This is a genomic window from Streptomyces sp. UG1 (genome assembly GCF_049974585.1).
Classification (GTDB): Bacteria; Actinomycetota; Actinomycetes; order Streptomycetales; family Streptomycetaceae; genus Streptomyces.
Genome location: NZ_JBNGGG010000008.1, coordinates 20,173 through 41,829, shown reverse-complemented (window position 1 = coordinate 41,829; position 21,657 = coordinate 20,173). Strand labels below are relative to the sequence as shown.

The 21,657-nt window shown below is 69.0% G+C and carries 19 protein-coding genes and 3 pseudogenes; 8 read left to right on the top strand and 14 right to left on the bottom strand.

From position 1 onward, the window contains the following. Window positions 1-13: 13 nt before the first annotated feature. The 6 genes from mftF to mftA are packed head-to-tail and all read right to left on the bottom strand — an operon-like array spanning window position 14 to window position 5,235. Window positions 14-1,528 carry a mycofactocin biosynthesis glycosyltransferase MftF gene (mftF, locus tag ACP4J3_RS10910; protein WP_426532892.1) on the bottom strand — a complete coding sequence of 505 codons (1,515 nt, stop codon included), beginning with the start codon at window positions 1,526-1,528 and terminating at the stop codon, window positions 14-16. Continuing rightward, window positions 1,525-2,340, bottom strand: a complete 816-nt coding sequence (gene mftE / locus ACP4J3_RS10905; RefSeq protein WP_426532890.1) for a mycofactocin biosynthesis peptidyl-dipeptidase MftE — start codon at window positions 2,338-2,340, stop codon at window positions 1,525-1,527. Before mftE ends, mftF begins: the two co-directional genes overlap by 4 nt. A 2-nt stretch (window positions 2,341-2,342) precedes the next feature. Beyond that, the gene (mftD, locus tag ACP4J3_RS10900) at window positions 2,343-3,542 is read right to left on the bottom strand and encodes a pre-mycofactocin synthase MftD (protein WP_426532888.1); all 1,200 of its coding nucleotides are present in this window, start codon (window positions 3,540-3,542) and stop codon (window positions 2,343-2,345) included. Window positions 3,543-3,574: 32 nt separating this feature from the next. Then, window positions 3,575-4,822, bottom strand: coding sequence for a mycofactocin radical SAM maturase (gene mftC / locus ACP4J3_RS10895; RefSeq protein ID WP_426532886.1), 1,248 nt, complete (start codon window positions 4,820-4,822; stop codon window positions 3,575-3,577). After that, the gene (mftB, locus tag ACP4J3_RS10890) at window positions 4,819-5,097 is read right to left on the bottom strand and encodes a mycofactocin biosynthesis chaperone MftB (RefSeq protein WP_426532884.1); all 279 of its coding nucleotides are present in this window, start codon (window positions 5,095-5,097) and stop codon (window positions 4,819-4,821) included. Before mftB ends, mftC begins: the two co-directional genes overlap by 4 nt. A gap of 9 nt (window positions 5,098-5,106) precedes the next feature. Beyond that, window positions 5,107-5,235: a mycofactocin precursor MftA gene (mftA, locus tag ACP4J3_RS10885; protein WP_426532881.1), complete on the bottom strand. Its 129-nt coding sequence runs from the start codon at window positions 5,233-5,235 to the stop codon at window positions 5,107-5,109. A 357-nt stretch (window positions 5,236-5,592) separates the two neighbouring features. On the opposite strand from mftA, the gene mftG reads away from it, so the two are divergent. The 4 genes and pseudogenes from mftG (at window position 5,593) to ACP4J3_RS10865 (ending at window position 8,717) form a co-directional block, all read left to right on the top strand. Then, complete coding sequence (gene mftG, locus ACP4J3_RS10880) at window positions 5,593-7,173, top strand: mycofactocin dehydrogenase MftG (RefSeq protein ID WP_426532879.1); 1,581 nt, start codon at window positions 5,593-5,595, stop codon at window positions 7,171-7,173. Between the two features lie 148 nt (window positions 7,174-7,321). Next, window positions 7,322-7,942 (top strand): annotated as a pseudogene (locus ACP4J3_RS10875) (transposase); the annotation flags it as partial. Window positions 7,943-8,051: 109 nt separating this feature from the next. Further along, window positions 8,052-8,213, top strand: a pseudogene (locus ACP4J3_RS10870) (hypothetical protein); the annotation flags it as partial. Between the two features lie 24 nt (window positions 8,214-8,237). Continuing rightward, the gene (locus ACP4J3_RS10865) at window positions 8,238-8,717 is read left to right on the top strand and encodes a hypothetical protein (protein WP_426533250.1); all 480 of its coding nucleotides are present in this window, start codon (window positions 8,238-8,240) and stop codon (window positions 8,715-8,717) included. Window positions 8,718-9,621: 904 nt separating this feature from the next. On the opposite strand, the gene ACP4J3_RS10860 is transcribed toward ACP4J3_RS10865, so the two are convergent. Next, window positions 9,622-10,500: an SDR family NAD(P)-dependent oxidoreductase gene (locus ACP4J3_RS10860; RefSeq protein ID WP_426532877.1), complete on the bottom strand. Its 879-nt coding sequence runs from the start codon at window positions 10,498-10,500 to the stop codon at window positions 9,622-9,624. 218 nt (window positions 10,501-10,718) lie between these two features. Between ACP4J3_RS10860 and ACP4J3_RS10855 the strand changes: the two genes are divergently transcribed. From ACP4J3_RS10855 to ACP4J3_RS10845, 3 genes are all read left to right on the top strand, one after another. After that, window positions 10,719-11,039: a 2Fe-2S iron-sulfur cluster-binding protein gene (locus ACP4J3_RS10855; RefSeq protein ID WP_099926998.1), complete on the top strand. Its 321-nt coding sequence runs from the start codon at window positions 10,719-10,721 to the stop codon at window positions 11,037-11,039. Between the two features lie 6 nt (window positions 11,040-11,045). After that, window positions 11,046-12,299: an NAD(P)/FAD-dependent oxidoreductase gene (locus ACP4J3_RS10850; RefSeq protein ID WP_426532874.1), complete on the top strand. Its 1,254-nt coding sequence runs from the start codon at window positions 11,046-11,048 to the stop codon at window positions 12,297-12,299. 63 nt (window positions 12,300-12,362) lie between these two features. Then, window positions 12,363-13,019 carry a TetR/AcrR family transcriptional regulator gene (locus ACP4J3_RS10845; RefSeq protein ID WP_426532872.1) on the top strand — a complete coding sequence of 219 codons (657 nt, stop codon included), beginning with the start codon at window positions 12,363-12,365 and terminating at the stop codon, window positions 13,017-13,019. Between the two features lie 203 nt (window positions 13,020-13,222). Here the strand turns inward: ACP4J3_RS10845 and ACP4J3_RS10840 are convergent, their stop codons facing one another. Then, on the bottom strand, window positions 13,223-14,227 hold the full coding sequence (locus ACP4J3_RS10840) for an aldo/keto reductase (RefSeq protein WP_426532870.1): 1,005 nt from the start codon (window positions 14,225-14,227) through the stop codon (window positions 13,223-13,225). Window positions 14,228-14,343: 116 nt separating this feature from the next. On the opposite strand from ACP4J3_RS10840, the gene ACP4J3_RS10835 reads away from it, so the two are divergent. After that, window positions 14,344-15,231 carry an AraC family transcriptional regulator N-terminal domain-containing protein gene (locus ACP4J3_RS10835; RefSeq protein WP_426532868.1) on the top strand — a complete coding sequence of 296 codons (888 nt, stop codon included), beginning with the start codon at window positions 14,344-14,346 and terminating at the stop codon, window positions 15,229-15,231. A 472-nt stretch (window positions 15,232-15,703) separates the two neighbouring features. Here the strand turns inward: ACP4J3_RS10835 and ACP4J3_RS10830 are convergent. The 6 genes and pseudogenes from ACP4J3_RS10830 to ACP4J3_RS10805 all read right to left on the bottom strand — a co-directional run bounded on the left by ACP4J3_RS10830 (window position 15,704) and on the right by ACP4J3_RS10805 (window position 21,643). Then, window positions 15,704-16,313, bottom strand: a pseudogene (locus ACP4J3_RS10830) (biotin transporter BioY). Next, on the bottom strand, window positions 16,310-17,242 hold the full coding sequence (locus tag ACP4J3_RS10825; RefSeq protein WP_426532866.1) for an HAD-IIA family hydrolase: 933 nt from the start codon (window positions 17,240-17,242) through the stop codon (window positions 16,310-16,312). The pseudogene ACP4J3_RS10830 and the gene ACP4J3_RS10825 overlap by 4 nt, the downstream one beginning before the upstream one ends. Beyond that, a complete protein-coding gene (locus ACP4J3_RS10820; protein WP_426532864.1) occupies window positions 17,223-18,698 on the bottom strand; it encodes a biotin carboxyl carrier protein in 1,476 nt (491 codons plus the stop codon). Before ACP4J3_RS10820 ends, ACP4J3_RS10825 begins: the two co-directional genes overlap by 20 nt. Then, entirely contained in the window at window positions 18,691-20,055 is a 1,365-nt protein-coding gene (locus ACP4J3_RS10815; RefSeq protein WP_426532862.1) for an acetyl-CoA carboxylase biotin carboxylase subunit, read from the bottom strand. The genes ACP4J3_RS10820 and ACP4J3_RS10815 overlap by 8 nt, the downstream gene beginning before the upstream one ends. Next, the gene (locus ACP4J3_RS10810; protein ID WP_426532860.1) at window positions 20,052-20,546 is read right to left on the bottom strand and encodes an acetyl-CoA carboxylase biotin carboxyl carrier protein; all 495 of its coding nucleotides are present in this window, start codon (window positions 20,544-20,546) and stop codon (window positions 20,052-20,054) included. Before ACP4J3_RS10810 ends, ACP4J3_RS10815 begins: the two co-directional genes overlap by 4 nt. Continuing rightward, a complete protein-coding gene (locus tag ACP4J3_RS10805; RefSeq protein WP_426532858.1) occupies window positions 20,543-21,643 on the bottom strand; it encodes a PEP/pyruvate-binding domain-containing protein in 1,101 nt (366 codons plus the stop codon). Before ACP4J3_RS10805 ends, ACP4J3_RS10810 begins: the two co-directional genes overlap by 4 nt. Window positions 21,644-21,657 lie beyond the last annotated feature (14 nt).

Below are 21,657 nucleotides of genomic sequence, written 5' to 3'. Positions count from 1 at the left end.
CCCCCGCGTGAGCTTACCCAGTGTGATCCGCCCGCTGGGGAAGGCTCCATCGGCCGCGCGGAAGGACGGGCTTGCGCGCGGCCTGCTGCGGTGGTGACGGCTTCAGGACGATGTGAGGGCGCAGGGCGGCTGTGGAGCGTCCTTTCAGGGCGGAGATCCAGACGCCGGTTCCGTAGGCGAGGTCGTCGAGGCGGCGGGCGATTCCGTAGCGGACGAGGCCGAGGTGCGTCGTGTCGCGGCCGGTCGTGTCGCGGCGGTATTCGAGCGTGATGTCGGTGACCGCCGCCAGCGCCGCGGCGTTGCGCATGCGGCGTGAGACCAGGCAGCCCACCGCGGTGAGCGGCCACCAGTGGCGGGTGAGGAGGGCCGATCCCTGGGCCAAGGCGGACACGGCGCCGTCGGCGGTGAGGCGTGTGGCGTGCCGGACCGGATGGTCGGTGTCCTTCAGTTTCCCGGCGACTCGGGTGGTGGCGACGGCCCAGATGCATCCGGCGACCGGCAGCGACCATCGGCGCTGGGCGAGCAGGGCCAGGAGCAGTGCGGCGCTCCATGGGGCAAGCACGGCCGGGGCCATGTTGCCGGGATGGCGCTGGGCAAGGGGGTGGGCGCCGGTGCCGTAGACGGCCTTGCGTGTGAACCAGTCGCGCAGCTCGGCCCGGTGTTCGTGCGCGGCCTCGACGGAGGGCTCGTAGCGGATACGCCAGCCGTCCCGGTCCAGGCGCCAGCACAGGTCGACGTCTTCACCCACGCGCATGCGTTCGTCGAAGCCGCCGCTCTGGTTGAGCACGTCGACTCGTGCGACCAGGCAGGCGCTGGGTGCCCAGGAGACGCGGGTGCCGGGGCGGACCGGTGCCGGGTGTGCTCCCAGGTCGAGGGATGACCGGGTGCGCTCGTAGCGGCCGAGCCAGCCGGATGCCTCGGTGGTGGCCAGCCCCGTGATCCTGGGTACGGCCATGGCGACTCGGGGGTCGGCGAAGTGCCGCAGGAGAGTGGGCACCGTCTCGGGCGCCAGCACGATGTCGGAGTCGACGAAGGCCACGTAAGGGGTGGTGACCAGGCGCAGCCCGGCGTTGCGGGCGCCCGCCGGTCCCACGTTCACCGCCAGCGGGACCAGGTGGGCGCCGTGCCGCGTGGCGACGGCGGTGATCGGGTCGGGCCGGCGTGAGGCGTCCTCCACGACGATGACCGGGCTGCCCGCGGGGATACTCTCCAGAAGCCGGTCGAGTTCGCGGGGGCGGTCGCGTACCGGGATCACATACGTACAGCTCGGATCGGTGCCCGTGCCATGTGCGGGGCGCCGCGGCAGGGCTCGCACGAGCGGGTGGGCCAGACCCGTCTCGAGCAGGCGGTCGGCGAGGAGCGCACTTGCCGCGTCCCGAACGCACACCGCGCGCCCGGTCAGCAGTCCTCGCGCCCGGGCACTGAGCCGGAGCAGCCGGGTCGGGTTTCCGCCCAGGAGGGCCCGGCCTTCGTCGAGGACTCGGGTGTGCCGGTCGAGGGCGACCATGAAGCCGTACGGAAGGGTCATGGGCGCGCTGCTTTCGTGCGCGGAGGGGGCGGTGCGGTGGCGGCGCGAGCCGGTGTCCGCACGGACGCCGGGCCAACGAGGCGGCCCCGTCCGTCCGTTCGGCCTTCGGTGATCCGGCACACCGCGGTGACCACCATCGACTCGAACGAGGCGCGGCCCTCCTCGGCCGTGGCACCGGTTGGGTCGCCGAGCACTCCGGAGGGTGAGACAGCGCGAACGCCGCGGGCCATCAGCTCCGGCAGGAGGACGGACAGCGGACGAGTGTCGCCGACGACCGCTTCGGAGAGACGGACATCGCCGGGTGCGAGGTGCAGCATCAGCGAGGTCTCCGCCCTGCCTGCGTGCGCGTCGCCGCCCGGTGTCTCGCAGCCGAGCCACGCCACGTCGTGGCCCTCGTCGCGCAGTTGGCCGACGGCCGTGTCCAGCGTGGGCACATTTCCGCCGTGGCCGTTGACGAACACGATGCGGCCCGCCCACAGAGACAGGGACCGTACGGTCTCCACCAGGACGACGCGCAGCGCGTCGTGCCCGATCGAGACCGTGCCCGGGAAACCCCCGTGCTCGCCGCTGGCGCCGTAGGCGATGGTGGGAGCCGTGAGCACCGGGCGGTCGGGCTGAGGGATCGTCAACTGGCTTGCTACCGCCTGTACTACGGAGCCGGCGATGACACTGTCTGTGTTCAACGGCAGGTGCGGTCCGTGTTGTTCGGTCGAGCCGACGGGGACCAGCACGAGCGCCTTCGCCGGTACGGCAGGCCACACCGAGCGTGCCAACTCGGCTGATCCCTCCGGCGGTACACGGTGTGACGACATGGCTAGCCCACAGAGCCCACAGCGCGCGGTGCGCCTGCCGTGCGGGTGAAGTCCTTCGGGACGATCAGGTCGTCCGGTGACAACTCGTGGACGGAGGAGTGCCCGAGGCCGAGTACGGCGGAGTCGAGTCCGCCGCGCAGGATGTCCAGGACGTTCTCCACGCCCGCCTGTCCGTTGGCGGCCAGGCCCCACAGGTAGGCACGGCCGATCAGGACCGCACGCGCGCCCAGGGCGAGTGCCTTCGCGACGTCGCCGCCCCGGCGGACACCGCCGTCGAGCAGCACCTCGATCTCCTCGCCGACCGCTTCAGCGATTGAGGGCAGCAGGCGGATGGACGCCGGTGTGGTGTCCAAGTTGTTGCCACCGTGGTTCGACACCGAAATGCCGGACACGCCGACATCGACGGCTCGTTTGGCGTCGTCGATCCGGGAGACGCCCTTGAGTAGGAACGGGCCGCCCCACTCCTCACGCATCCACTTGACGTCGTCCCATGTGGGCGGGATCGTCCGCATCCACTCGCCGTAGGCGCCGAAGAAGGTGGGCGCCTTGCCGCCGGGCGGCTGGAGGTTCGGCGTGGTCAGGTCCGGTATCCGGCCGGACTTGGCGAACGCCCACAGCCAGCGCGGATGAGGCAGCACGTTCGGCGCCAGCCGCACCATCGTCCTGAGGTCGATCTTCTCCGGGATGGCCGGGCTGCCCCAGTCGCGGCCGTGGGAGAAGGACCAGTCCAGCGTGGCGATCAGGGCCTTCACCCCCGCAGCCCGCGCACGCTCCATGCGCTGCACCATTGAGTCCTTCGTACCGGTCCAGTACATCTGGTAGAAGGTGTTCGCATTGGCCCCGGCGACCTCTTCGATCGGCTTGCTGGCGAAGGAACTCAGGCCCATGATCACGCCGCGGTTCGCGGCGGCGCGGGCGACGGCGACCTCACCGTCGGGATGGACGGCCTGCACGCCGGTCGGCGAGATCACCACCGGCATCGCGGACTCCACCCCGAGCACGGTCGTGGTGAGGTCCCGCTGTGCGTGATGACCCACCACCCTTGGCGCGAAGCCGAGTTCAGCGAACGCGCCCGTGTTGTCGTCGAGCGTACGGCCCTGTTCCGAGCCGGCCACCAGGGCCCCGTAGACGGTGTTCGGCAGATACTTCTTCGCGCGGCGCTGAGCCTCCGCGACGGTCTCGAACCAGGGGTTACGGCCCATGGTGCGGCTCCTTCTTGGTCGTACGTGACGTCTTACGTGAAGCTCGTACCGGCCAGCGGATCCTCGGCGCAGGCACTGACGGGCGGCCGGTCCAGGTCCGGGCGGCGCGTCAGCACCAGGTCAACAGGGGCGGGACGGCGCGTCGGAGCGGTGCGGTGCGAGTGGTCGCCGGAGGGCTTCGGCAAGTGGCCGAGGTCCTGCGGGCGTTGAGCCAGCATCTGCTCGCCATGGCCTTGGACGCATTCGGGGTCGGGGCCGTCCAGCGGCAGCCCGGTGAAGAACTTCGCCGCCATGCAGCCGCCCTTGCAGGTGTCGTAGAACGTGCACGAGGCGCACGCGCCACCGCTCTGCGGTTCGCGCAGACTCCGGAACAGCTCCGACTCCCGCCACACTCCGGCGAAGCCGCCCGGTCGGCGGATGTTTCCGGCGAGGAACTCGTCGTGGATGGCGAACGGACAGGCGTACACGTCCCCGACCGGGTCGATCAGGCACACGACGCGGCCGGCCCCGCACAGGTTCAGGCCCGGCAGCGCCTTGCCGTAGGCGGACAGATGGAAGAACGAGTCTCCCGTGAGCACCTGGTCCCCGTGTGCCACGAGCCAGTCGTACAGCTGCCGTTGCTGCTCGGGCAGCGGATGCAGTTCGTCCCACACGTCCGCGCCGCGCCCGGAGGGACGCAGCCGGGTCAGCCGCAGCTGCGCGCCGTAACGGTCGGCGATGGCCTTGAAGGCGTCCAGCTGCGGGATGTTGTGCCGGGTGCACACGACGGAGAGCTTGAAGTTCTTCATCCCGGCCTCGGCCAGGTTGCGCATCGCACGCAGTGCCGTGTCGTACGAACCCGCCCCGCGCACCGCGTCGTTGACTTCGGCGGTCGCGCCGTCCAGGGAGATCTGGACGTCCACGTAGTCGTTGGCCGCCAGCCGCTCGGCGACCTCCGGGGTGATGCGCACCCCGTTGGTGGAGAACTTCACACCGACGTGGTGGGCGGTGGCGTAGTCGATCAGCTCGAAGAAGTCGGAACGGACCGTGGGTTCACCGCCGCCGATGTTGACGTAGAAGACCTGCATGGCTTCAAGCTCGTCGATGACGACCTTGGCCTCGGCGGTGGTCAGTTCGCGCGGATCGCGCCGGCCGGAGCTGGAAAGGCAGTGCGTGCAGGCAAGGTTGCAGGCGTAGGTGAGTTCCCAAGTCAGGCAGATCGGTGCGTCGAGACCGTACTCGAAGAGGTCCACAAGGCGCGACGCGGTCGCGGGCCTCGACAGCTGCGGAGCTGTGGTCATGAAGTTGTCCTTTCGACGACCATCGACGACTGGACGAGTACGGCCAAAGCCTGCCCGTACCGGGTCACGTCCTGGCCCTCGACGCCGGCGGCCAGACAGGCCGCCCGGGCGGTGGGTGCCGCCGCCAGTTCCTGGACGACCGCGAGCAGCCTGCGGTTCTTGAGGAAGGAGAGCTTGCGGGTCCCGAAGTGGTACAGCAGCGCTCCAAAGGGTTCCGGCCGTACCGAGACCTGCGGGTGCAGGTCCCAGGCACGGTCCAGGTTCAACGTGGCCATGGGCGCGGCCTAGTAGACGCCGCACATGCCGTCGATCGAGACCTCTTCGATGAGGCTGTCGGCCTCGACGAGCTCGTCGGACGGCGTGGTCACGGGGGCGGGGTTCTGCTCGGTCTCGGCGGAGGTCGACTCGTTCATGCGGTTCTCCCTGGGAGTGCGGACATGTGCGGGTGGATGCCGATGGTGGGGAGTGCGCGCGGGTCACCGGCATCGCCGGTCCCAGCACTCAGACACCGGCGAGAATATTGACATGGAGTGCCACAAGGAAGGTCTACGACGACGGCAATTGCCGGGGTGGCGTCGAGGAGCCCGCGCGCATCATTCCGTAAAAAGGCTCTGACCTGCGTAAATGCGGGCACCACTCGAATAGATGAGGGCACTTAATTTTAGCTCGCGACGATCGTGGGGCTTGCGCTGCCCGGCCGGGAGCGGCTTAGGATCCTGGCTCATGGAACAGGTGCTCCTCCCCTTCGAGACCGCCGCGACGCGGTTTCCGTGAGCCGCCGACCGAATGTGGCCATCGTCGGTGCCGGCGCCTCCGGCGCGGTGCTCGCGGCGCGGCTGACCGAGGATGCCGACCGTCATGTGCTGCTGCTGGACATGGGACACATGCCGCACGGCGAGGAAGGATTCGGTCCCGCGCTGCTGGACGCCCGACTGGTTCCGGGCGCGCAGCCGGACCATCCGGCCACCACGGCCCACTCCGTGCGACTGACGCCGGAGCGGCCGTGGCAGGTTATGCGCGGACGGGTCCTCGGCGGCTCGACCACCGTGAACGGCGGCTATTTCGTACGAGCCCGGCGTGCGGACTTCCACCGCTGGGCCGCCGCGGGCAATCCCGCCTGGAACTACGACGCCGTACTGCCGTTTCTGCGCATGCTGGAGACCGACCTGGACTTCGGCCCGAGCGAACTGCACGGCGACCAGGGGCCGATGAGGATCCGGCGCACCCGCCTCGAGCACCCGGCAGCCGCGGCCTTCCGCGACGCCGCCCAGCAGCTCGGCTTCCCCGCCGACCCCGACAAGAACGACCAGGCACCGCCGGGCTTCGGCCCGGTACCTTCGAACGCGATCGACGGTGTACGTCGCAACGCCGGGCTCAGCTACCTCCCACCCGAGGTGCTCGCCCGCCCCAACCTGATCACCCTCAGCGGCTGGCAGGCCCGTCGGGTCGTCGTCGAAGGTGGCCGCGCCGTTGGTGTCGTCGCTGAACACGGCGGCCGACGGGCCGTCGTCGAAGCCGACAGCGTCGTGCTCAGTGCCGGAGCGCTCGCCACCCCGCATCTGCTGCTGCTCTCGGGCATCGGACCACGCGCCGACCTCGAACGAGTCGGCATACCGGTCGTCTGCGACGCTCCCGCCGTCGGAGCCAACTTCAGTGACCATCCGCAGGTCGTGCTGGACTGGACGCCCCGCGGAGGCCTGGGCGAACCGACCGACTCCTGGCTCGGCGGCTGCCTCCACCTCAGCTCGACGGGATCCAAGCCCGATGGCGCCGCCGCTCCAGGAGACCTGGAAATCCTCCAGTCCCTCGTCCCTATGGCGGGGCTTGTCAGCGGCGCTGTGAGCGTCCCAGGCGCACCTCTGTCATTTCTCGTGTCCGCCCTGACACCGAGGCCGACCGGCCGCCTGCGCATCCGATCCGCCGACCCCGATACGCCACCCGACATCGACTACAACTACCTCGGCACCGCTGACGACTTGTGCCGCCTGCGCGCAGTCGTCCGCGTCACCGCGGCTCTGCTCGACACCCCGCCGTTCGCCGAGATCTCCAGCGGCCTGCGCGAGCCCGGGAAGCAGGTCCTGGACGACGACAGCGCCCTGAACCAGTGGATCCGCGAGAACCTCGGCACCACCCAACACACCTGCGGCACCGCGCCAATGGGTCCGGCGGACGATTCCCGGCACAGCGCCGTCGACCAGTTTGGGCGCGTCCACGGCGTGCGCGGCCTGCGCGTCGCCGACACCTCGATCCTGCCGGACGCCCCACAGCGCGGACCTGCAGCCACCGCTGTACTGATCGGCGAATTCATCGCCGACGCCATCCGCCGCGATCTCCGCTTGGAGAGCATCTGATCCAGGTAGTTGGTAGTTACTGACTGCGGCTCGTCAGGGTGAGGGTGGGTGGGTCTGATGCAGGCTTGGGTGACATCTTGACCTGCCCCACCTCTCAGGTTCCAGTTCTGGTTGCTGACTGACAGCCCTTCACGGAAAGCCGGCAGTCATGCCTTGTCCCTATCCGCCGGAGTTCCGGGCGCGTGCCATCGCGCTGGTCCGCGCCGGCAAGCAGGCCAAACAGACGGCGGTGGAGCTCGGCATCCATCCGTCACGTTGTCGAAGTGGTTGCGGCAAGACGACATCCGCAACGGGCGGCGGCTGGGAACGCCGTCGAGCGAGTCTGCTGAGTTGCGGGCTGCTCGCCGGCGGATCCATGAGCTGGAAACCCAGCTGGCGATCGTCCGGCAGACGGCGAAGTTCCTTGGCGAGGACAAGCCGGCCCCAAAAGGCTCTACCCGGTGATCGAACCGACTCGTCGATGCCGGGGCACCGGTCAACAGGTGCTGCCGGATCCTTGGCGTCGCCCGTCAGATCTACTACAAACACAAGCGCACACCGACCCATCCGCGACAGCTACGGCGGGACTGGCTGACCGGACTGATCCGAGAGGTTCACGTCGCTTCCCCGCGGCACCTACGGCTACCGCCGCATCCACGCCGAGCTCACCCTGGGCATGGGCATCCGGGTCTGCACCAGGACCGTGTCGGTGCTCATGACACAGGCCGGGATCCACGGACTGCCCGGACCGGTGCGGATCAAGCGGCTGCGTGGTGTCGTCACCGCCGACTGTCGGCGTACAAGCGAACGTGGCCCTGGCAAGATTTGCTTGAAACGAGGGCGTGCGACCGTGCGCCGGTGACGCTCCGTCACGGGTGGCGGGACTGTCGGCGAGTGTGATGACTTTGTCTCCGCACCTGAAAGCGGTGCGGGTGGAGCGGTTGTGGGCGGAGGCCGGCACAGTGCATGTGGCGGCTCGTACTCGCGAGTTGAGGGTGGCGTGTCCGGACTGCGGTCACAGGTCGGCGCGGGTGCACAGTCGCTACAGCCGGACGCTGGCTGATGTCGCTGTCGGGGGCTGCCCGGTGTTGATCAGTCTGGTGGTGCGGCGGCTGTTCTGTGGCAACGCGGTCTGCGGTCGCCGGACGTTCGCCGAGCAGGTCGAAGGGTTGACGGTGCGCTACCAGCGCCGCAGCCCGTTGCTGCAGCCTCTCGTGGAGATGGCCGGAGTGCTGCTCGCCGGCTGCGGCGGCGCCCGGCTCCTGCAAATCTTGAAAGCGCCGCTGTCACGGACAAGTGTGCTGTTCCACCTGATGCGCATCCGGCTGCTGGCGTCCTCCGCACCAAGGGTCCTGGGCGTGGACGACTTCGCCCTGTACGCGGACGTCTACGGCACATTGCTGGTGGATGCCGACACGCGGCTGCCGATCGAGCTGTGGTCCGGGCGCGATGCCGAGCAACTCGCCTCCTGGCTGCGCACGCACCCCGGTGTCGAGGTGGCGTGCCGGGACGGCTCGCTCACTCGCCGCCGCACACTGCGGCTGCCTGCCCTCCGCAGTACCTGAGTGGGATCCGCTACCACCGTCGGCGGTGTCGTATGAGGCGGCCGATACTCCCGCCCGCCGCCACACGAAGCGGCTGTTCGAGGCCGTACACGAGTCCACCGGCACGGACCGCAGCATCAGCAGGTTCGCCCGCGAACTGGGCCTGAATCGGCGCACCGTGGTCAAGGACGCACGCGCTGGATCCTGGCAGGAGTGCGTACGCCGGACACCGCCCCGCCGGTCCACGAGCCTCGACCCGTATCTGACTACTTGCGGCAACGCTGGGAGGAAGGCGAACAGACCGCGACGGTGCCGCACCAGGAGAGCGCCGCCAAGGGCTACCGGGGCCACTACCAGCGGGTCAAGATGGCCATCGCGCCGCTGCGTCGTGGTCTACCGATCGACACGCCGCGCGAACGGCCATCCTCGCCCCGCCAGGCTGCCCGGTGGATCACCACCACACCGTCCCAGCGCGGCCTGCACGCCGCCGAGACACTGCGGCGGCTGTTCGCCCACTGTCCAGAACTGGCGCGAACCCATGACCTGATACGGCAGTTCGCCTCGATGCGGGACGCTCGCAATGCCGCCCCACTGCCCGACTGGCTTGACCACCTCACCGACTCCCGGCTCCCGCCGTTGACCAGCCTGGCCGACGCCATTCGCGGGGACCAGCATGCTGTCGTGCAGGGCACCATCACCCCGTACAACTCCGGCGTCAACGAGGGCCGCATTACGGAACCTGAAGCTCCAGAAGAGGATCATGGCCGACCGTGCAGGAGTTCCACTCCTCCGCCAGTGCGTCATCCTCATGGCCCATCTCCGACGCCACTACCCGTGACGGAGCGTGACCGGCACACGGTGGCACACCCCCCGCTTCACGAAAATCTTGCCAGTGCCACTCAAGCCAGTACGGGGACAGCCGGTGCTACGAGAGGCCGGGTGTGTGGACCACCGGGCACTTGCTGATGTCACCGGTGCCATCGTGCACCCACCCCTCAGCCGCCTCTTCGCGGTGCTCGGCCCAGCTCAGGTCGCCGAGGATGCGGTGCGCTCGGTCCTTCGCGAACGGCACCGACTTCGGGTTCGTGACGATCAGCTCCCTCCCCGAAAGCAGACCGTCGAAAGCGATGCGCGCGACCTCGCTGGTCTCCTGCGCATACGGTGTAACGACCGCCGCGAACTCTTCAGATGCGGAGATCATGCCGCTGACCTGCTCTGTGAGCACCCAGCCGGGGGCAACGAGCGACACCCCGATGCCGGTCCCGGCCAAGTCCCGGCGAACGACCTCGGTAACGGCGAGCCCAGCTTGCTTGGTGACGGTGTAGGCGCTCAACGGCATCACATGCGGCGGCACGCCGAGCGAGTGTTCGGAGCCGACGTTCAGGATGTAGGCCGGCGCACCCTTGGCGGCGTTCGACCGCAGGTCGTCCGCGAAGGCCTGGATCGTCCACACATAGCCGAGCACGTTGATGTTCAACGCCCGCTGGATCCCCTCGGGGTCGTTGTCGATGATCGAACCGGCGCTGTCGCCGCCAGCGGCGTTGTTGATGAGGACGTTGACCGGACCGTACTTCTCGCGAGTGAACGCGGCGAGTTCCTGCACGCGTTCGCGAATCGATACGTCGACCTGGAACCAGTCGGCCTCTGCGCCGGCAGCACGGAGTTGCTCGACGGCGGCGCCGGCGTCCGAGATCGAGGCGATCACCACGCGTGAGCCGCGCCTCGCGGCCTCGAGCGCCAGGCCAAGGCCGACGCCCATGCCTCCTCCGGTTACGACGGTCAGTGCATTGCGAAGATCGGTCACCTCTGCCTCCCGGCAGGTCCCTGCGCCCCACTCCGATGTGCGAGCGATCGGGAGAGAAGCTACGCCGGGTTCGCGCCTAATGCAACGAGAGAGTTAATAAATAGAGCGACTCCAGGGTAGTAATCACCAGCGGCTTGAGGTAAACATTGACCCGCAAGTCAAACTTGGTCGCAGCGTGATCGACGTTGTTTCCAGCGGACGAGGAGGTCCGAGTACACATGCCGAAGGTGGAATATGTGCTGCCCAGCGGGGAGCGTCGAGCAGTCGAAGCCGAGGACGGCGCTTCAGTGATGCAGACCTCGCTCAACAATTTGGTGCCGGGCATCATCGGTGAGTGCGGGGGTGAGCTGTCGTGCGCTACCTGCCACGTCTTCGTCGCGCCCGAGTGGTCCGATCGCCTCGGCGGGCGAAGCCCCGAGGAAGAGGACATGTTGCAGGTCACCGCCGCGGAGCCGACCGAGTTCAGCCGCCTGTCCTGCCAGATCCGCTGCACAGCAGACACCGATGGGCTCGTCGTTCACGTGCCCGAGGTGCAGTGACCTGCGATGTCGACGCGTTCTGACCGCATTGTCATAGTAGGCGCCGGACAGGCCGGGGTTGAGGCAGCTGCTGCGCTGCGGATGGCCGGGAGCGACGTTCCGATCACGGTCCTCGGCGACGAATCCGCGGCGCCATATTCGCGCCCCCCGCTCTCGAAGGGCATCCTCACCGGCACGGCGCAGTTCCCTGAGATCGCTCTGCGGACCGACCAGTTCTACGTCCGGGAAGGCATCGATCTCCGGGTCGGCCGTGCGGTCGCTGGTCTCGATGCAGCCGGCCGAACCGTTCACTTGGACGACGGAGAAACGATTCCCTACGAATCGCTCATCATCGCCACCGGATCCAAGGCCCGGATGCTGCCGCACCCGGAGCTCCGCGGGGCCGCGAACGTGCTGACGCTGCGCACGATCGATGACACGCTCCGGCTGCAGGAGTTCCTTCGGCCCGGAGCACGCGCGGTCGTCATCGGCGGCGGTTACATCGGACTCGAGATCGCTGCGGCCGCGCGTCGCGCCGGCGTCGAGACGATCATCCTGGAGGCTGCCGATCGCGTGCTGGCGCGCGTGACCTCCGCACCCGTATCCGACTTCTTCCAGCAGATCCATCGTGAAGAGGGCGTCGATGTACGGACCGGGGCACGCATTGCCGGCTTCCGCACTGACGCCCAAGGCAACGTAGCGGCCGTCCTGCTCGACGGTGCCCCGGCACTCGAAGTCGATTTCGTGCTGGTCGGCATCGGTGTCACGCCGCGCACCGAACTCGCGGAACGTGCCGGAGCGCTCGTCGACAACGGGATCGTCGTGGATACGCACCTTCGCACTTCTGTCCCCGGCGTGTATGCCATCGGCGATGTTTCGCGGCACCCTTGCCCGCAGCACGGCGGCCTACGGCGCCTTGAGTCGGCGCCGAACGCATCGGAGCAGGCTCGACACGTCGCGCGGAGCATCCTGGGAGATGAGGCCCCGTATTCGGCGCTTCCTTGGTTCTGGTCCGACCAGTACGACCTCAAGCTGCAGTCGGTCGGCCTCAGTGCCACAGCCGACACGGTCGTAGTGCGCCCCAACCCGGGTCACGATCGCAAGCTCGAAGTCTTCTATCTTGAGGCGGGCAAGCTCATCGCCGCCGATATCGTCGGGGCATCAGGTGACTTCGCATTCTCCCGGAAGCTCGTCGAATCGAAGACCGTCCTGGACCCGGAGGCGCTCGCCGACCCGGACGTCCCGCTTCGCAGCTTCCTGGCCCTCGCCGGTGCTGCCTGAGTCCGGTCCACGTCACCTACACATGTAGGGTGGTCGCCTACATGTGTAGGGTGGATGATTGACTTGTCAACACAGCGCGCGACGCCACGAAGCAAAGACGGCAATTCGGATGATCGGGTTCATCGCGAACGTGGCCGACTCCGTCGCGAAGAGATCCTCCTCGAGGCCGCGAACCAGTTCAGCAGGCGGGGTCTCGACACGGTGAGCGTCGAGGACGTCGCAAAGGCGGTCGGCTGCAACAAGTCGCTGGTTTACTACTACTTCGGCAGCAAAGACGGCTTGCGGGACGCCGTGATGAAGAAGCTGCTCGACATCACCCAGGAGATCTGGAGCGAACTCCGATCCCAGACCTTCGCACACTGGGTGCGCGATACCACCGAATGGCCCCGGAATCACTCCAACATCCCGTGGCTGCGCCTCACGGCACGAGAAGGACTCTCGGACACCGGACGTGCAGTGCTCGAGGAGGAGCGCGCACGCGCGCTCGGCGAAAGCACCCGGGTCGTCGTGCGTGCTCAGGGCAGCGGTGAAGTTGACTCGGAGCTTGATCCCGAGCTGGTTGCGCTCCTCATCCTGTTCCTCACGATGGGCCCCGTCACCATCCCCCAGTTGGTGCGCATGATCACCGGTGACTCTCCGGACAGCGTTCGCTTTCACGAGCGATACAGCGCGTTCATCGACACCCTTGTACAGCGGCTAGCTCCCGGTTCGGCGACCTGACGATCCCCGTCAAGGACGCGTCGCAACCGCCGCTTCCAAACCTGCGAGGCGTCCGAATACCAGGGCACGCAGACTTTCTTGGCCATTCGCAGGACCCGCATGTACGCTGCGGGGCTGTCCGCGGTCGCCGGCACGGTGGTAGCGCGTCCGGACAGCCCTGCGTGAGAGGCCGGTGGGTTCAGAGCACAGCTACGCCCTCGGGATCACCAGGCGGGCATCATCGGCGCGGGGTAGCGGTCGCCGACCGCGCCGTTCGGCAGGAGAGAGCCGATCAGATCCAGCCCTTCGGGGGTGAAGGTGAGGTGCGCGGCGGCGACGTTCTCGGCCACGCGCTGTGCGCTGCGGGTGCCGGGGATCGGAACGATGTCCTGGCCTTGGGCCAGCAGCCAGCCGAGCGCCACCTGCGCCACTGTGCAGCCCTTCCACTCGGCGATCGCGCCCAGGTCACGGACCAGCGCCTGGTTGGTCTCGTAGTTGCCGGGCTGCCAGCGCGCGTCGTGGGCGCGCAGGTCGTTCGGCGGGCAGTCGGCGGCAGGCGTGGCTGTCCCGGTCAGGAAGCCGCGGCCGAGTGGGGAGCAGGCGACGAAGCCGATGCCCAGCTCGCGGACTGTCGGCAGCACCTCGGCCTCAACGGAGCGTTCGAACAGTGAGTACTCGGTCTGCAAGACCGAGACCGGGTGGACAGCGTGGGCGCGGCGGATGGTGTCCGGGCCGGCTTCCGACAGGCCGAAGAAACGCACCTTGCCTTCGGCCACGAGCTCGCCGACGGTGCCGGCGACGTCCTCGACCGGCACATTCGGGTCGACGCGGTGTTGGTAAAGGACATCGATGTGGTCGGTGCCCAGGTGCCGCAGGCTTGCCTCTGCGACCGCGCGGATGCGCTCAGGCCGGCTGTCGAAGGCACGGCCGAAACGGCTCATGTCGGTCAGGTCGTAGCCGAACTTGGTGGCCAGGACCACCTCGTCGCGGAAGCCCTTGACCGCCCGCCCCAGCAGCTGCTCGCTCGTGCCGCTGCCCAGCCCGTACATTTCGGCGGTGTCGAAGTGTGTGACGCCGAGCTCGAAAGCGCGGCGGATGGCGGCCATCCCGCCATCGGGGTCGGCCGGGCCGTATCCCATGGTCATGCCCATCGTGCCCAGGCCCAACGCTGAAGAGGTCAAGCCCTGCGAGCCGAGCGAGCGAACCGGCATGGCGTGCTGTGCGTTCATGCCCGTGACGCTAGAGGGCCACGTATCCGCAGGTCATTGGGCAACATTCGCATATGATTGCCTGATCGTCTCACCATGGCCCGCATGGAACGCGGACCGAGCAGTCGAGGGATCCGATGCTGAACCGTCTCGCCCAGGCGATCACCGACCACCGCGACGGCCCGTGGACCACCACCGCAGTGCCCCGGCTGACGCTGGTCGCGACCGACGAGTTGCTGCCGCCCAGCCGTCTGCTGTACGAGCCGATGGTGAGCTTCGTCGCCGCCGGCGCCAAGCGCACCGTCGCGGGTTCGCAGAGCTGGAGCGTGCCCGGCGGCCGGATGCTGCTGAATACCGTGCGACTGCCGGTCACCGCGGTCTTTGAGCAGGTGCCCTACCGCTCCGCGGTCCTGGCCCTCGACAAGCAGATCCTTACCGAACTGCTGGTGGAACTCGGCCCCACCTCGCCGCCCCCGGCTGCCGAGCCCGCCTGGCGGGCCACGGCTGGTATGCCCGCTGAACTGATCGACGCCCTGACCCGTCTGGTGCGTCTGTTGGACGCCCCGGACGACATCCCGGCCCTGGCGCCGCGCGTCGAAGGCGAGATCATCTACCGGCTGCTGACCGGCCCGCTCGGTCCGGCGCTGCGCCAGGCCGCGGATACCCCGAGCACTCGGATCCGCGGCGTCATCGCCTGGCTCGGTGACCGCATCACCGAGCCGGTGAGCATCGACCAGATCGCCGCCGAGGCCGGTATGAGCCCGGCGACCCTGCACCGGCATTTCACGGCTGCGACCGGTATGAGCCCGCTGCGCTATCAGAAACATCTGCGACTGCTGTCGGCCAGGCGCCAGCTGTTGGCCGGCGACGTCACCGCCGCGCAGGTCGCCCACACCGTGGGATACACCAGCGCGACCCAGTTCAGCCGCGAATACCGGGCCTTCTACGGACTGCCGCCGGTTCAGGACATCACCCGCCTGCGCGCAGGTACTACCTCGACGGCCCCCGCACCTCCAACGGACTGACCGAGACGATCAGCGGACGTCTCGAACACCGCCGCGGATCCGCCCTCGGGTTCCGAACCTGGCCAACTACATCGCCAGATCACTCGTGTAGACCGGCGGGCTCAGCTCGCAACTACACCCTCGAATGCGATCCATCTGAGATGCCAGCCGAGCTGGCTCGTCAGTATGGCGTTGGGAGCAACGCCATCAACGACCCGTAAGGGCCGGGACTCGGTCCTTGGGTGACGTCCTCGTCCGCGAGCGCCAGGCTGGGCTGGGGGGCTTCTCGCGGAGGGCTACACCTTCTACCACGACCGCTAGGCGCCGGGCATCGTCCGCCTCGTTACCTCCTTTTCTCACGCCGCCGAAGACATCGACCAGCTCCTGGACGCGGTCCGCCGCCCCACCGGCCGGAACCGGCCAGGCGCCTTGCGCAGCGCGCGGCGGCCGCGGCTCCGGCCGCGCCAGGAACCTCGCACGAGCACCGCCGTTTTCACTCTTGAGGGGCCGCTGTCGACGCCACGCCTCGCCAGACGAGGGGCAGCAGTCCTGCCGCCAGGGCGGTCTTGAGCGCGTCGGTGATGAGGAACGGGGTGACTCCCAAAGCGATGGCCTGCTGGGCGCCGAGGTGCAGGGCCATGGCCAGCCACACGGTCCCGGCCAGGTAGATGACCGCGTTGCCCAGCGTCATCAGACCCACGGTGCCCAGGATGCCGCGGTCGTTGCCGCGGCGGGCGAGTTCGCCGACGAGGGCGGCGGCGAGGACAGAAACCGACGACATAGCCGAAGCTGGGGCCGCCCAGACCGTGGGTGTGGTTGGCGAACCAGGGCACTCCGGCGGCGCCCGCGGCGAGATAGAGCAGCATGGCCGCCGCCCCGCGAACGGTACCGAGCGCGGTGCCGACCACCAGGACCGCGAGGGTCTGGAGAGTGAAGGGCACGGGGCTGAGCGGGGTGTGCAGGGAGACCTGGGCACAGAGGCCGGTGAGGCTCGCGCCGCCGACGACGAGAAGAGTGTCCCGCAGGAGGGAGGATCCGGGTACGAGGTCGGCAAGGACTCCCGGACGGTCGCTCGGTCGCAGGGAGGCGGTCGTGGTCGTCATGTCGGTACGGGTCCGTTCTCGATGGGGTGGGAGTTCAGGGCGGGCAACAGGGTGGTCAGCCCGCCCACACCCTCGACGGTGAGATGCGGGCGCTGCTCCGTGGGCAGCGTCGCGAAGTGGTTCGCCGCGTGGATGCCGGTGGTCACCGCGATGCCGAGAGCCCCGGCACTCCGGGCCATCGCCATCTCCAGTTCCGGGTCGTCTCCGACGACGGCGAGGTGCTGCGGGGCTACGCCCAGTCGGCGCGCGGCGCAGCGCAGGCCGGTGAGTGAGGGCTTGCCCACGACCTGTTCGGTGACGCCCGTGACACTGCTGATCATGGCGCAGATGGCCCGGGACGTGCCCAGTGCTCGACCGTCGGCGCTGGCGAAGAACACCGACTGTGAGCTGCTGTACAGGGTGGCGCCTCCGAAGACGGCGTGGCAGGCGGCTTCCAGGTCGTCCATCGTGAACTCGCGGTACCAGCCGACGAGCACGGCGTCGGCTTCCGGCTTGCCCTTGGGCTCGACGATCTCGATGCCGGCTTGGCGAAGCGGCTCCTTCAGGCCGTCGCCGCCGAGCACCAGCGCGCTGCGGTGTCCCATGGCCAGGAAGTGGTCGACGGCGCTGGTCGCCGGAGTGAGCATGGCGTCGTCCGGCAGGTCGAACCCGATGTGGCGCAGCGCCTCGGCGTAGGCCTCCGGGGTGCGGGTGGTGCCGTTGGTGAAGGTGACCCAGGGCAGGCCGCGGGCAGTGAGATCGGCCGTGACCTCCAGGGCTCCAGGGAGGGGGGTGAGCCCGTGGTTGCGCCGGTCGCCCAGGACGAGCGTGCCGTCCATGTCGAAGACGAAGCCCCGGACGGCCCGCAGACGGCCAGTCAGGTCGGCGGTCTCATCAGCCGTTTCGGCGGTCGCGCAGGCGGCAGTCTCGTCAGACGGGTCGGCGGTCACGGTGCAGCTCCAGTCGGAAGTCGGGCCGGTCGAGGATCAGTTCGGGTGTCGCCGGGCGTGTCCGCAGTCCTTGGAGCAGGTCGAGCACCGGTTTGACGTCGGGGTTGTAGTGCCGCCGAGCCGGACCGGCGGCCACCATGGCGTCCACCTGTTCTGCCGGCATGGTGGCCCGCAAGAGCAGTTCCTCGTCGCTGATGCCGCGCGGGAGGCGCCGACGCAGTTCGGCGACGGTGGGCGGGGGCGGTTCGGCGGCGAGTTCCTTCGCCCGGGGCCGTCCCAGGATGCGGTCGGCGACCTGCGGGTCCACGGGGGCGGTGGGGCGGCCGAAGCTGCCCAGCACGTACCGGATCACCGGATCGGAGACGTTCTCGTAGCGTTCGGTGCCGATCACGTTGTAGAGGGCCTGGGTGCACACCATCTGCGGGAACGGGGTGACCATGATGGGGTGGCCGAGTTCGGCGCGGACGCGGGTCACCTCCTCGATGACCGCGTCGAAGCGGTCGCTGAAGCCCAGTTCGTCGAGCTGCCGGTGCAGGGTGGTCATCACACCGCCGGCCACCTGGTGGCGCATGAACGCGGCGTCGTAGTCCCGGGGGCCTCCCACGGGCAGCCCCTCGGCCGCCGCCATGCCGTCGAAGTAGTCGGCGACCACGCTCAGCAGCCGGTCGTCGATGTCCACGGTGTGGCCGATTTCGCGCAGATTGGCCACGACCTGCTGGGCGTTGGGCAGGGACGTGCCGCCCGCAAGAGCCCCGCAGGCCACCTGCAGGGCCTGTACGCCCAGGTCGGCGGCCTTGAGGTAGGTCAGGCCCGGCAGACCGATCGTGCAGTGGGAGTGGAGCTCCAGCGGTGTGCCGACGAGCTTGCCCAGGACGGCCGGGATCAGTGTGGCGGCGCGTTCCGGAGTCAGCAGCCCCCCAGGATCCTTGATGTAGACCCGGTCGATGTCCGGGCAGGCGGCCATCTGCGCCGCGAGCGAGGCGTAGTGGGCGTCGTCGTGGACGTCGCTGACGGTGAAGGTCAGTGCTCCGACGATCTCGGTGGCCCCAGCTGCTCGGATCATGCGAGCGGACTCGCGTACGGCGTCCATGTCGTGCATGGGGTCCAGGACGACGTACCTGGTGACGCCGTTCACCACCAGCCGGTCGTAGACCAGTTGCATGAACTCGGGATGGGCGACCTCCCAGGAGATGAAGCGCAGCCCGGTGCCGATGAACTGCAAGGGGGTGTTCGGCATGGCGCGGTGCGTCAGCCGTATCCGCTCCCACGGGTCCTCGCGGTGGGTGCGCACCGCCATGCCCATGTGGGTGCTGGAGGTGTAGTCGAGGGCGCGGAAGCCGACCCGGTCCAGGACCGGCGCGATCTGGAGGATCTTGCCGGTGTCGAGTCCGGTGGCGCTCCACAGGCTCTGGTTGCCGTCGCGCAGCGACACGTCGACGAGCTGGATGTCAGCCACGGCTGCTCCCTACTGGATGGTCGCGCAGGAAGCGGGTGAACCAGGCGGTGTCCACGCCGCCCTCGGCGAACTCGGCCTGTGCCAGCACCTCTTGGTGCAGCGGGATGTTGGTGCTGACCCCGGAGACCGCACACCGGGCCAGGGCGGCGCGCAGCCGTGCCAGCGCGTCGGCGCGGTCCCGGCCGTGGACGATCAGCTTCGCGAGCAGCGAGTCGTAGTACGGCGGTACGCTCGCACCCGCCTGGAGGTGCGTGTCGATCCGAATGCCGTCACCGAGCGGCCAGACCGCCTCGGTCACAGTGCCGGGGCTGGGCTGGAAGTCGCGGGCCCAGTCCTCGGCGTTGATCCGGCACTCGATGGCGTGTCCCGTGAAGGACACGTCCGCTTGCCCGAAGGAGAGCGATCGCCCCTCGGCGACGGCGAGTTGCTCGGCGACGAGATCGAGTCCGGTGATGGCCTCGGTGACCGGGTGCTCGACCTGGATGCGGGCGTTCATCTCCAGGAAGTAGAAGGTGCCCCGGTCGACGTCGACCAGGAACTCGACCGTGCCCAGGCCCCGGTACTCCAGATGCTTGCCGAGGGCCACCGCGGCACGGTGCATCTCCTCGCGCAGGGCCGGGTCGATAGCGGGGGCGGGCGCCTCTTCGATCAACTTCTGGTAGCGGCGCTGCACGGAGCAGTCGCGGGTGCCGAGATGAACGATGTTCTCGCCGTCCGCGATGAGCTGCACCTCCACATGCCGCCCGGTGGCGACGAAGCGCTCGAGGTAGACGCGGGGGTCACCGAAGGCGGCGCCCGCCTCGGCGACGGCCAGATCGACGGTGGCGGACAGATCCGCCGGATCGTGCACCTGCTTCATGCCCCGGCCGCCGCCACCGCCGACCGCCTTGATCAGCAGGGGGAAGCCGATCTCCGCGGCGAGCCGGGCCGCGTCGGCTGTGTCCTCCAGCGGCCCGCCGGGTACCACTGGCAGACCGGCCTCCACGGCATGCCGACGGGCCTCCAACTTGTCACCCACTGAGGCGAGTTGTTCCACCGTGGGCCCGATGAAGACGATCCCGGCCTCGGTGCAGGCCCGGGCCAGCCGCTGGTTCTCGGAGAGGAAGCCGTACCCGGGATGGATGGCGTCGGCGCCGGCGGTTTTCGCCGCCGTGAGGACGGCGTCCACGTCCAGGTAGCTGGCCGAGGGCGGGGCGGGGCCGAGGCGCACCACCCGGTCGGCCAGCCGGGCCGGTACGGAGCCGAGGTCGGCGTCGGACGCGGCGAGCACCGCCTCGATGCCGAGCCGCCTGCACGTACGGATGATGCGCAGGGCGATCTCACCCCGGTTGGCGATCAGAACGCGTCGCAGGATCACGGCGCCACCCCTGTCGCCCGTGTGTCGATGAACATGAGCACGGCACCCTGCTCGGCGAACTCACCGTCCCCCAAGACGATTTCGGCCACCGTGCCGGAGGCCCCCGCGTACACGGAGTTCATGAGTTTCATCGTCTCGACGATCCCGACGACCGTGGTTTCGGTGACCTCGTCCCCGATCTCGACGAAGGGGGCCGCGCCGGGTTTCGGCGCCCGGTAGAAGGCGCCGGGCAACGGTGTACGGACCCCGGTCAGCCCCTCGCGGGCGGGCTCAGTCTGCTTGTCCGCAGCACCCACGCCCTGGACCGCGGGTGCTTCACGGCCATCGACCAGCACCGGTTCGGCTGTCGTGCGCGCGGACTGTGTCCACTCGCCGTCGTCGCCACGGCAAAGCGACAGCTCGAACCGACCCGTGCGCAGATGGAGGCGGTCGACGTCCATGCCATCGATGATCCGCAGGATGTCCTGGACGTCCTCGCCGGTCAGGTTCACTTCGTACTCCCACCGGGGCCGGAGCCCGCGCCGCCGAGCAGCGACAGGACGTGGTCGAACGCCCTGGCCTTCGGCGAGGCCACCGGGGCCTTCTCGCGGCTCGCCCAGACGGTCTCGGGGCGGCTTTGGAGCAGGTAGATGTTGTGGCCGGGGACGAGGTTGCGGGAGATCGCCCACTCGATGTCCTGCGGTGCCCCGTAGTGGGACTCGACCTGCCGGCCGAGCCGTACGAGTTCGTGGATCTCCTCGTCGGACAGGCAGGGTTCGTCCCGGAGGTATTCCGGTACGTCCTCTTCCAGCACACCGGAGCCGCTGGGGTCCATCCGGTGCTGTCGCAGCTTCGCCGAGACGGTACGGGAGCAGATGTCCCGGGTCACCTTGCTGACCACGTACTTGTCGGGTGTCACGTCACCGCTGACGAGAGCGGACCCCAGGCCCCAGGACGCTTCCAGGGCGACGACCGAGCGGTCCCCGGTGAGCGGGCTGCGGGTGAACATGACGCCGGCGCAGCGCGGGTCGATCATGCGCTGGACGACGACGGCCATGGCGAGGTCGTGCTCCGGCAGGCCGAGGCGACGCCGGTAGCTGACCGACTCGACGCTGTAGAGGCTGGCCCAGCAACGGCGGACGTGTCCGACGAGGGAGTCCTCGCCGCGCACCCACAGGTAGGTGTCCTGCAGACCGGCGAAGCTGGCGTCCTCCGCGTCCTCACTGGTGGCGCTGGAGCGTACGGCGACGGGGGCGGGCTCACCGGGGATGTCGGACTCGCTGTCCAGGTCGCGGTAGTGGCCGCGGATCGCCGCCGCCACCTCTTCGGGCAGTTCGGCCGCCTCGATGCGCTCCCTGACGGGTGTGACCACGCGGGTGATCGCCTCGGTGTCCTCGGAGTCCAGCGCCTCGATGGCGGTGCGGATCTCGCCGTCCGGGTCGAGGGCGCCGAGGAAGGCCTCGAATGCCTTGGTGGTGACGACGTAGCCGGGCGGTACGGGGGCGCCGGCGAAGGTGAGTTCGCCGAGGCTGGCGCCCTTGCCGCCGACCGTGGGCCGGTCCGTCAGCCGCAGTTCTGCGAACCGGCGGACATGGGGTGAGGTGTTCATTGTCGTGCTCCCCA

Coding starts and splice junctions, on each gene's coding strand:
- ACP4J3_RS10835 (WP_426532868.1), top strand. CDS start 14,344: ATGCTGAACCGTCTCGCCCAGGCGATCACCGACCACCGCGACGGCCCG.
- ACP4J3_RS10855 (WP_099926998.1), top strand. CDS start 10,719: ATGCCGAAGGTGGAATATGTGCTGCCCAGCGGGGAGCGTCGAGCAGTC.
- mftA (WP_426532881.1), bottom strand. CDS start 5,235: ATGAACGAGTCGACCTCCGCCGAGACCGAGCAGAACCCCGCCCCCGTG.
- ACP4J3_RS10805 (WP_426532858.1), bottom strand. CDS start 21,643: ATGAACACCTCACCCCATGTCCGCCGGTTCGCAGAACTGCGGCTGACG.
- mftD (WP_426532888.1), bottom strand. CDS start 3,542: ATGGGCCGTAACCCCTGGTTCGAGACCGTCGCGGAGGCTCAGCGCCGC.
- mftF (WP_426532892.1), bottom strand. CDS start 1,528: ATGACCCTTCCGTACGGCTTCATGGTCGCCCTCGACCGGCACACCCGA.
- ACP4J3_RS10840 (WP_426532870.1), bottom strand. CDS start 14,227: ATGAACGCACAGCACGCCATGCCGGTTCGCTCGCTCGGCTCGCAGGGC.
- ACP4J3_RS10850 (WP_426532874.1), top strand. CDS start 11,046: ATGTCGACGCGTTCTGACCGCATTGTCATAGTAGGCGCCGGACAGGCC.
- mftC (WP_426532886.1), bottom strand. CDS start 4,822: ATGACCACAGCTCCGCAGCTGTCGAGGCCCGCGACCGCGTCGCGCCTT.
- mftE (WP_426532890.1), bottom strand. CDS start 2,340: ATGTCGTCACACCGTGTACCGCCGGAGGGATCAGCCGAGTTGGCACGC.
- mftB (WP_426532884.1), bottom strand. CDS start 5,097: ATGGCCACGTTGAACCTGGACCGTGCCTGGGACCTGCACCCGCAGGTC.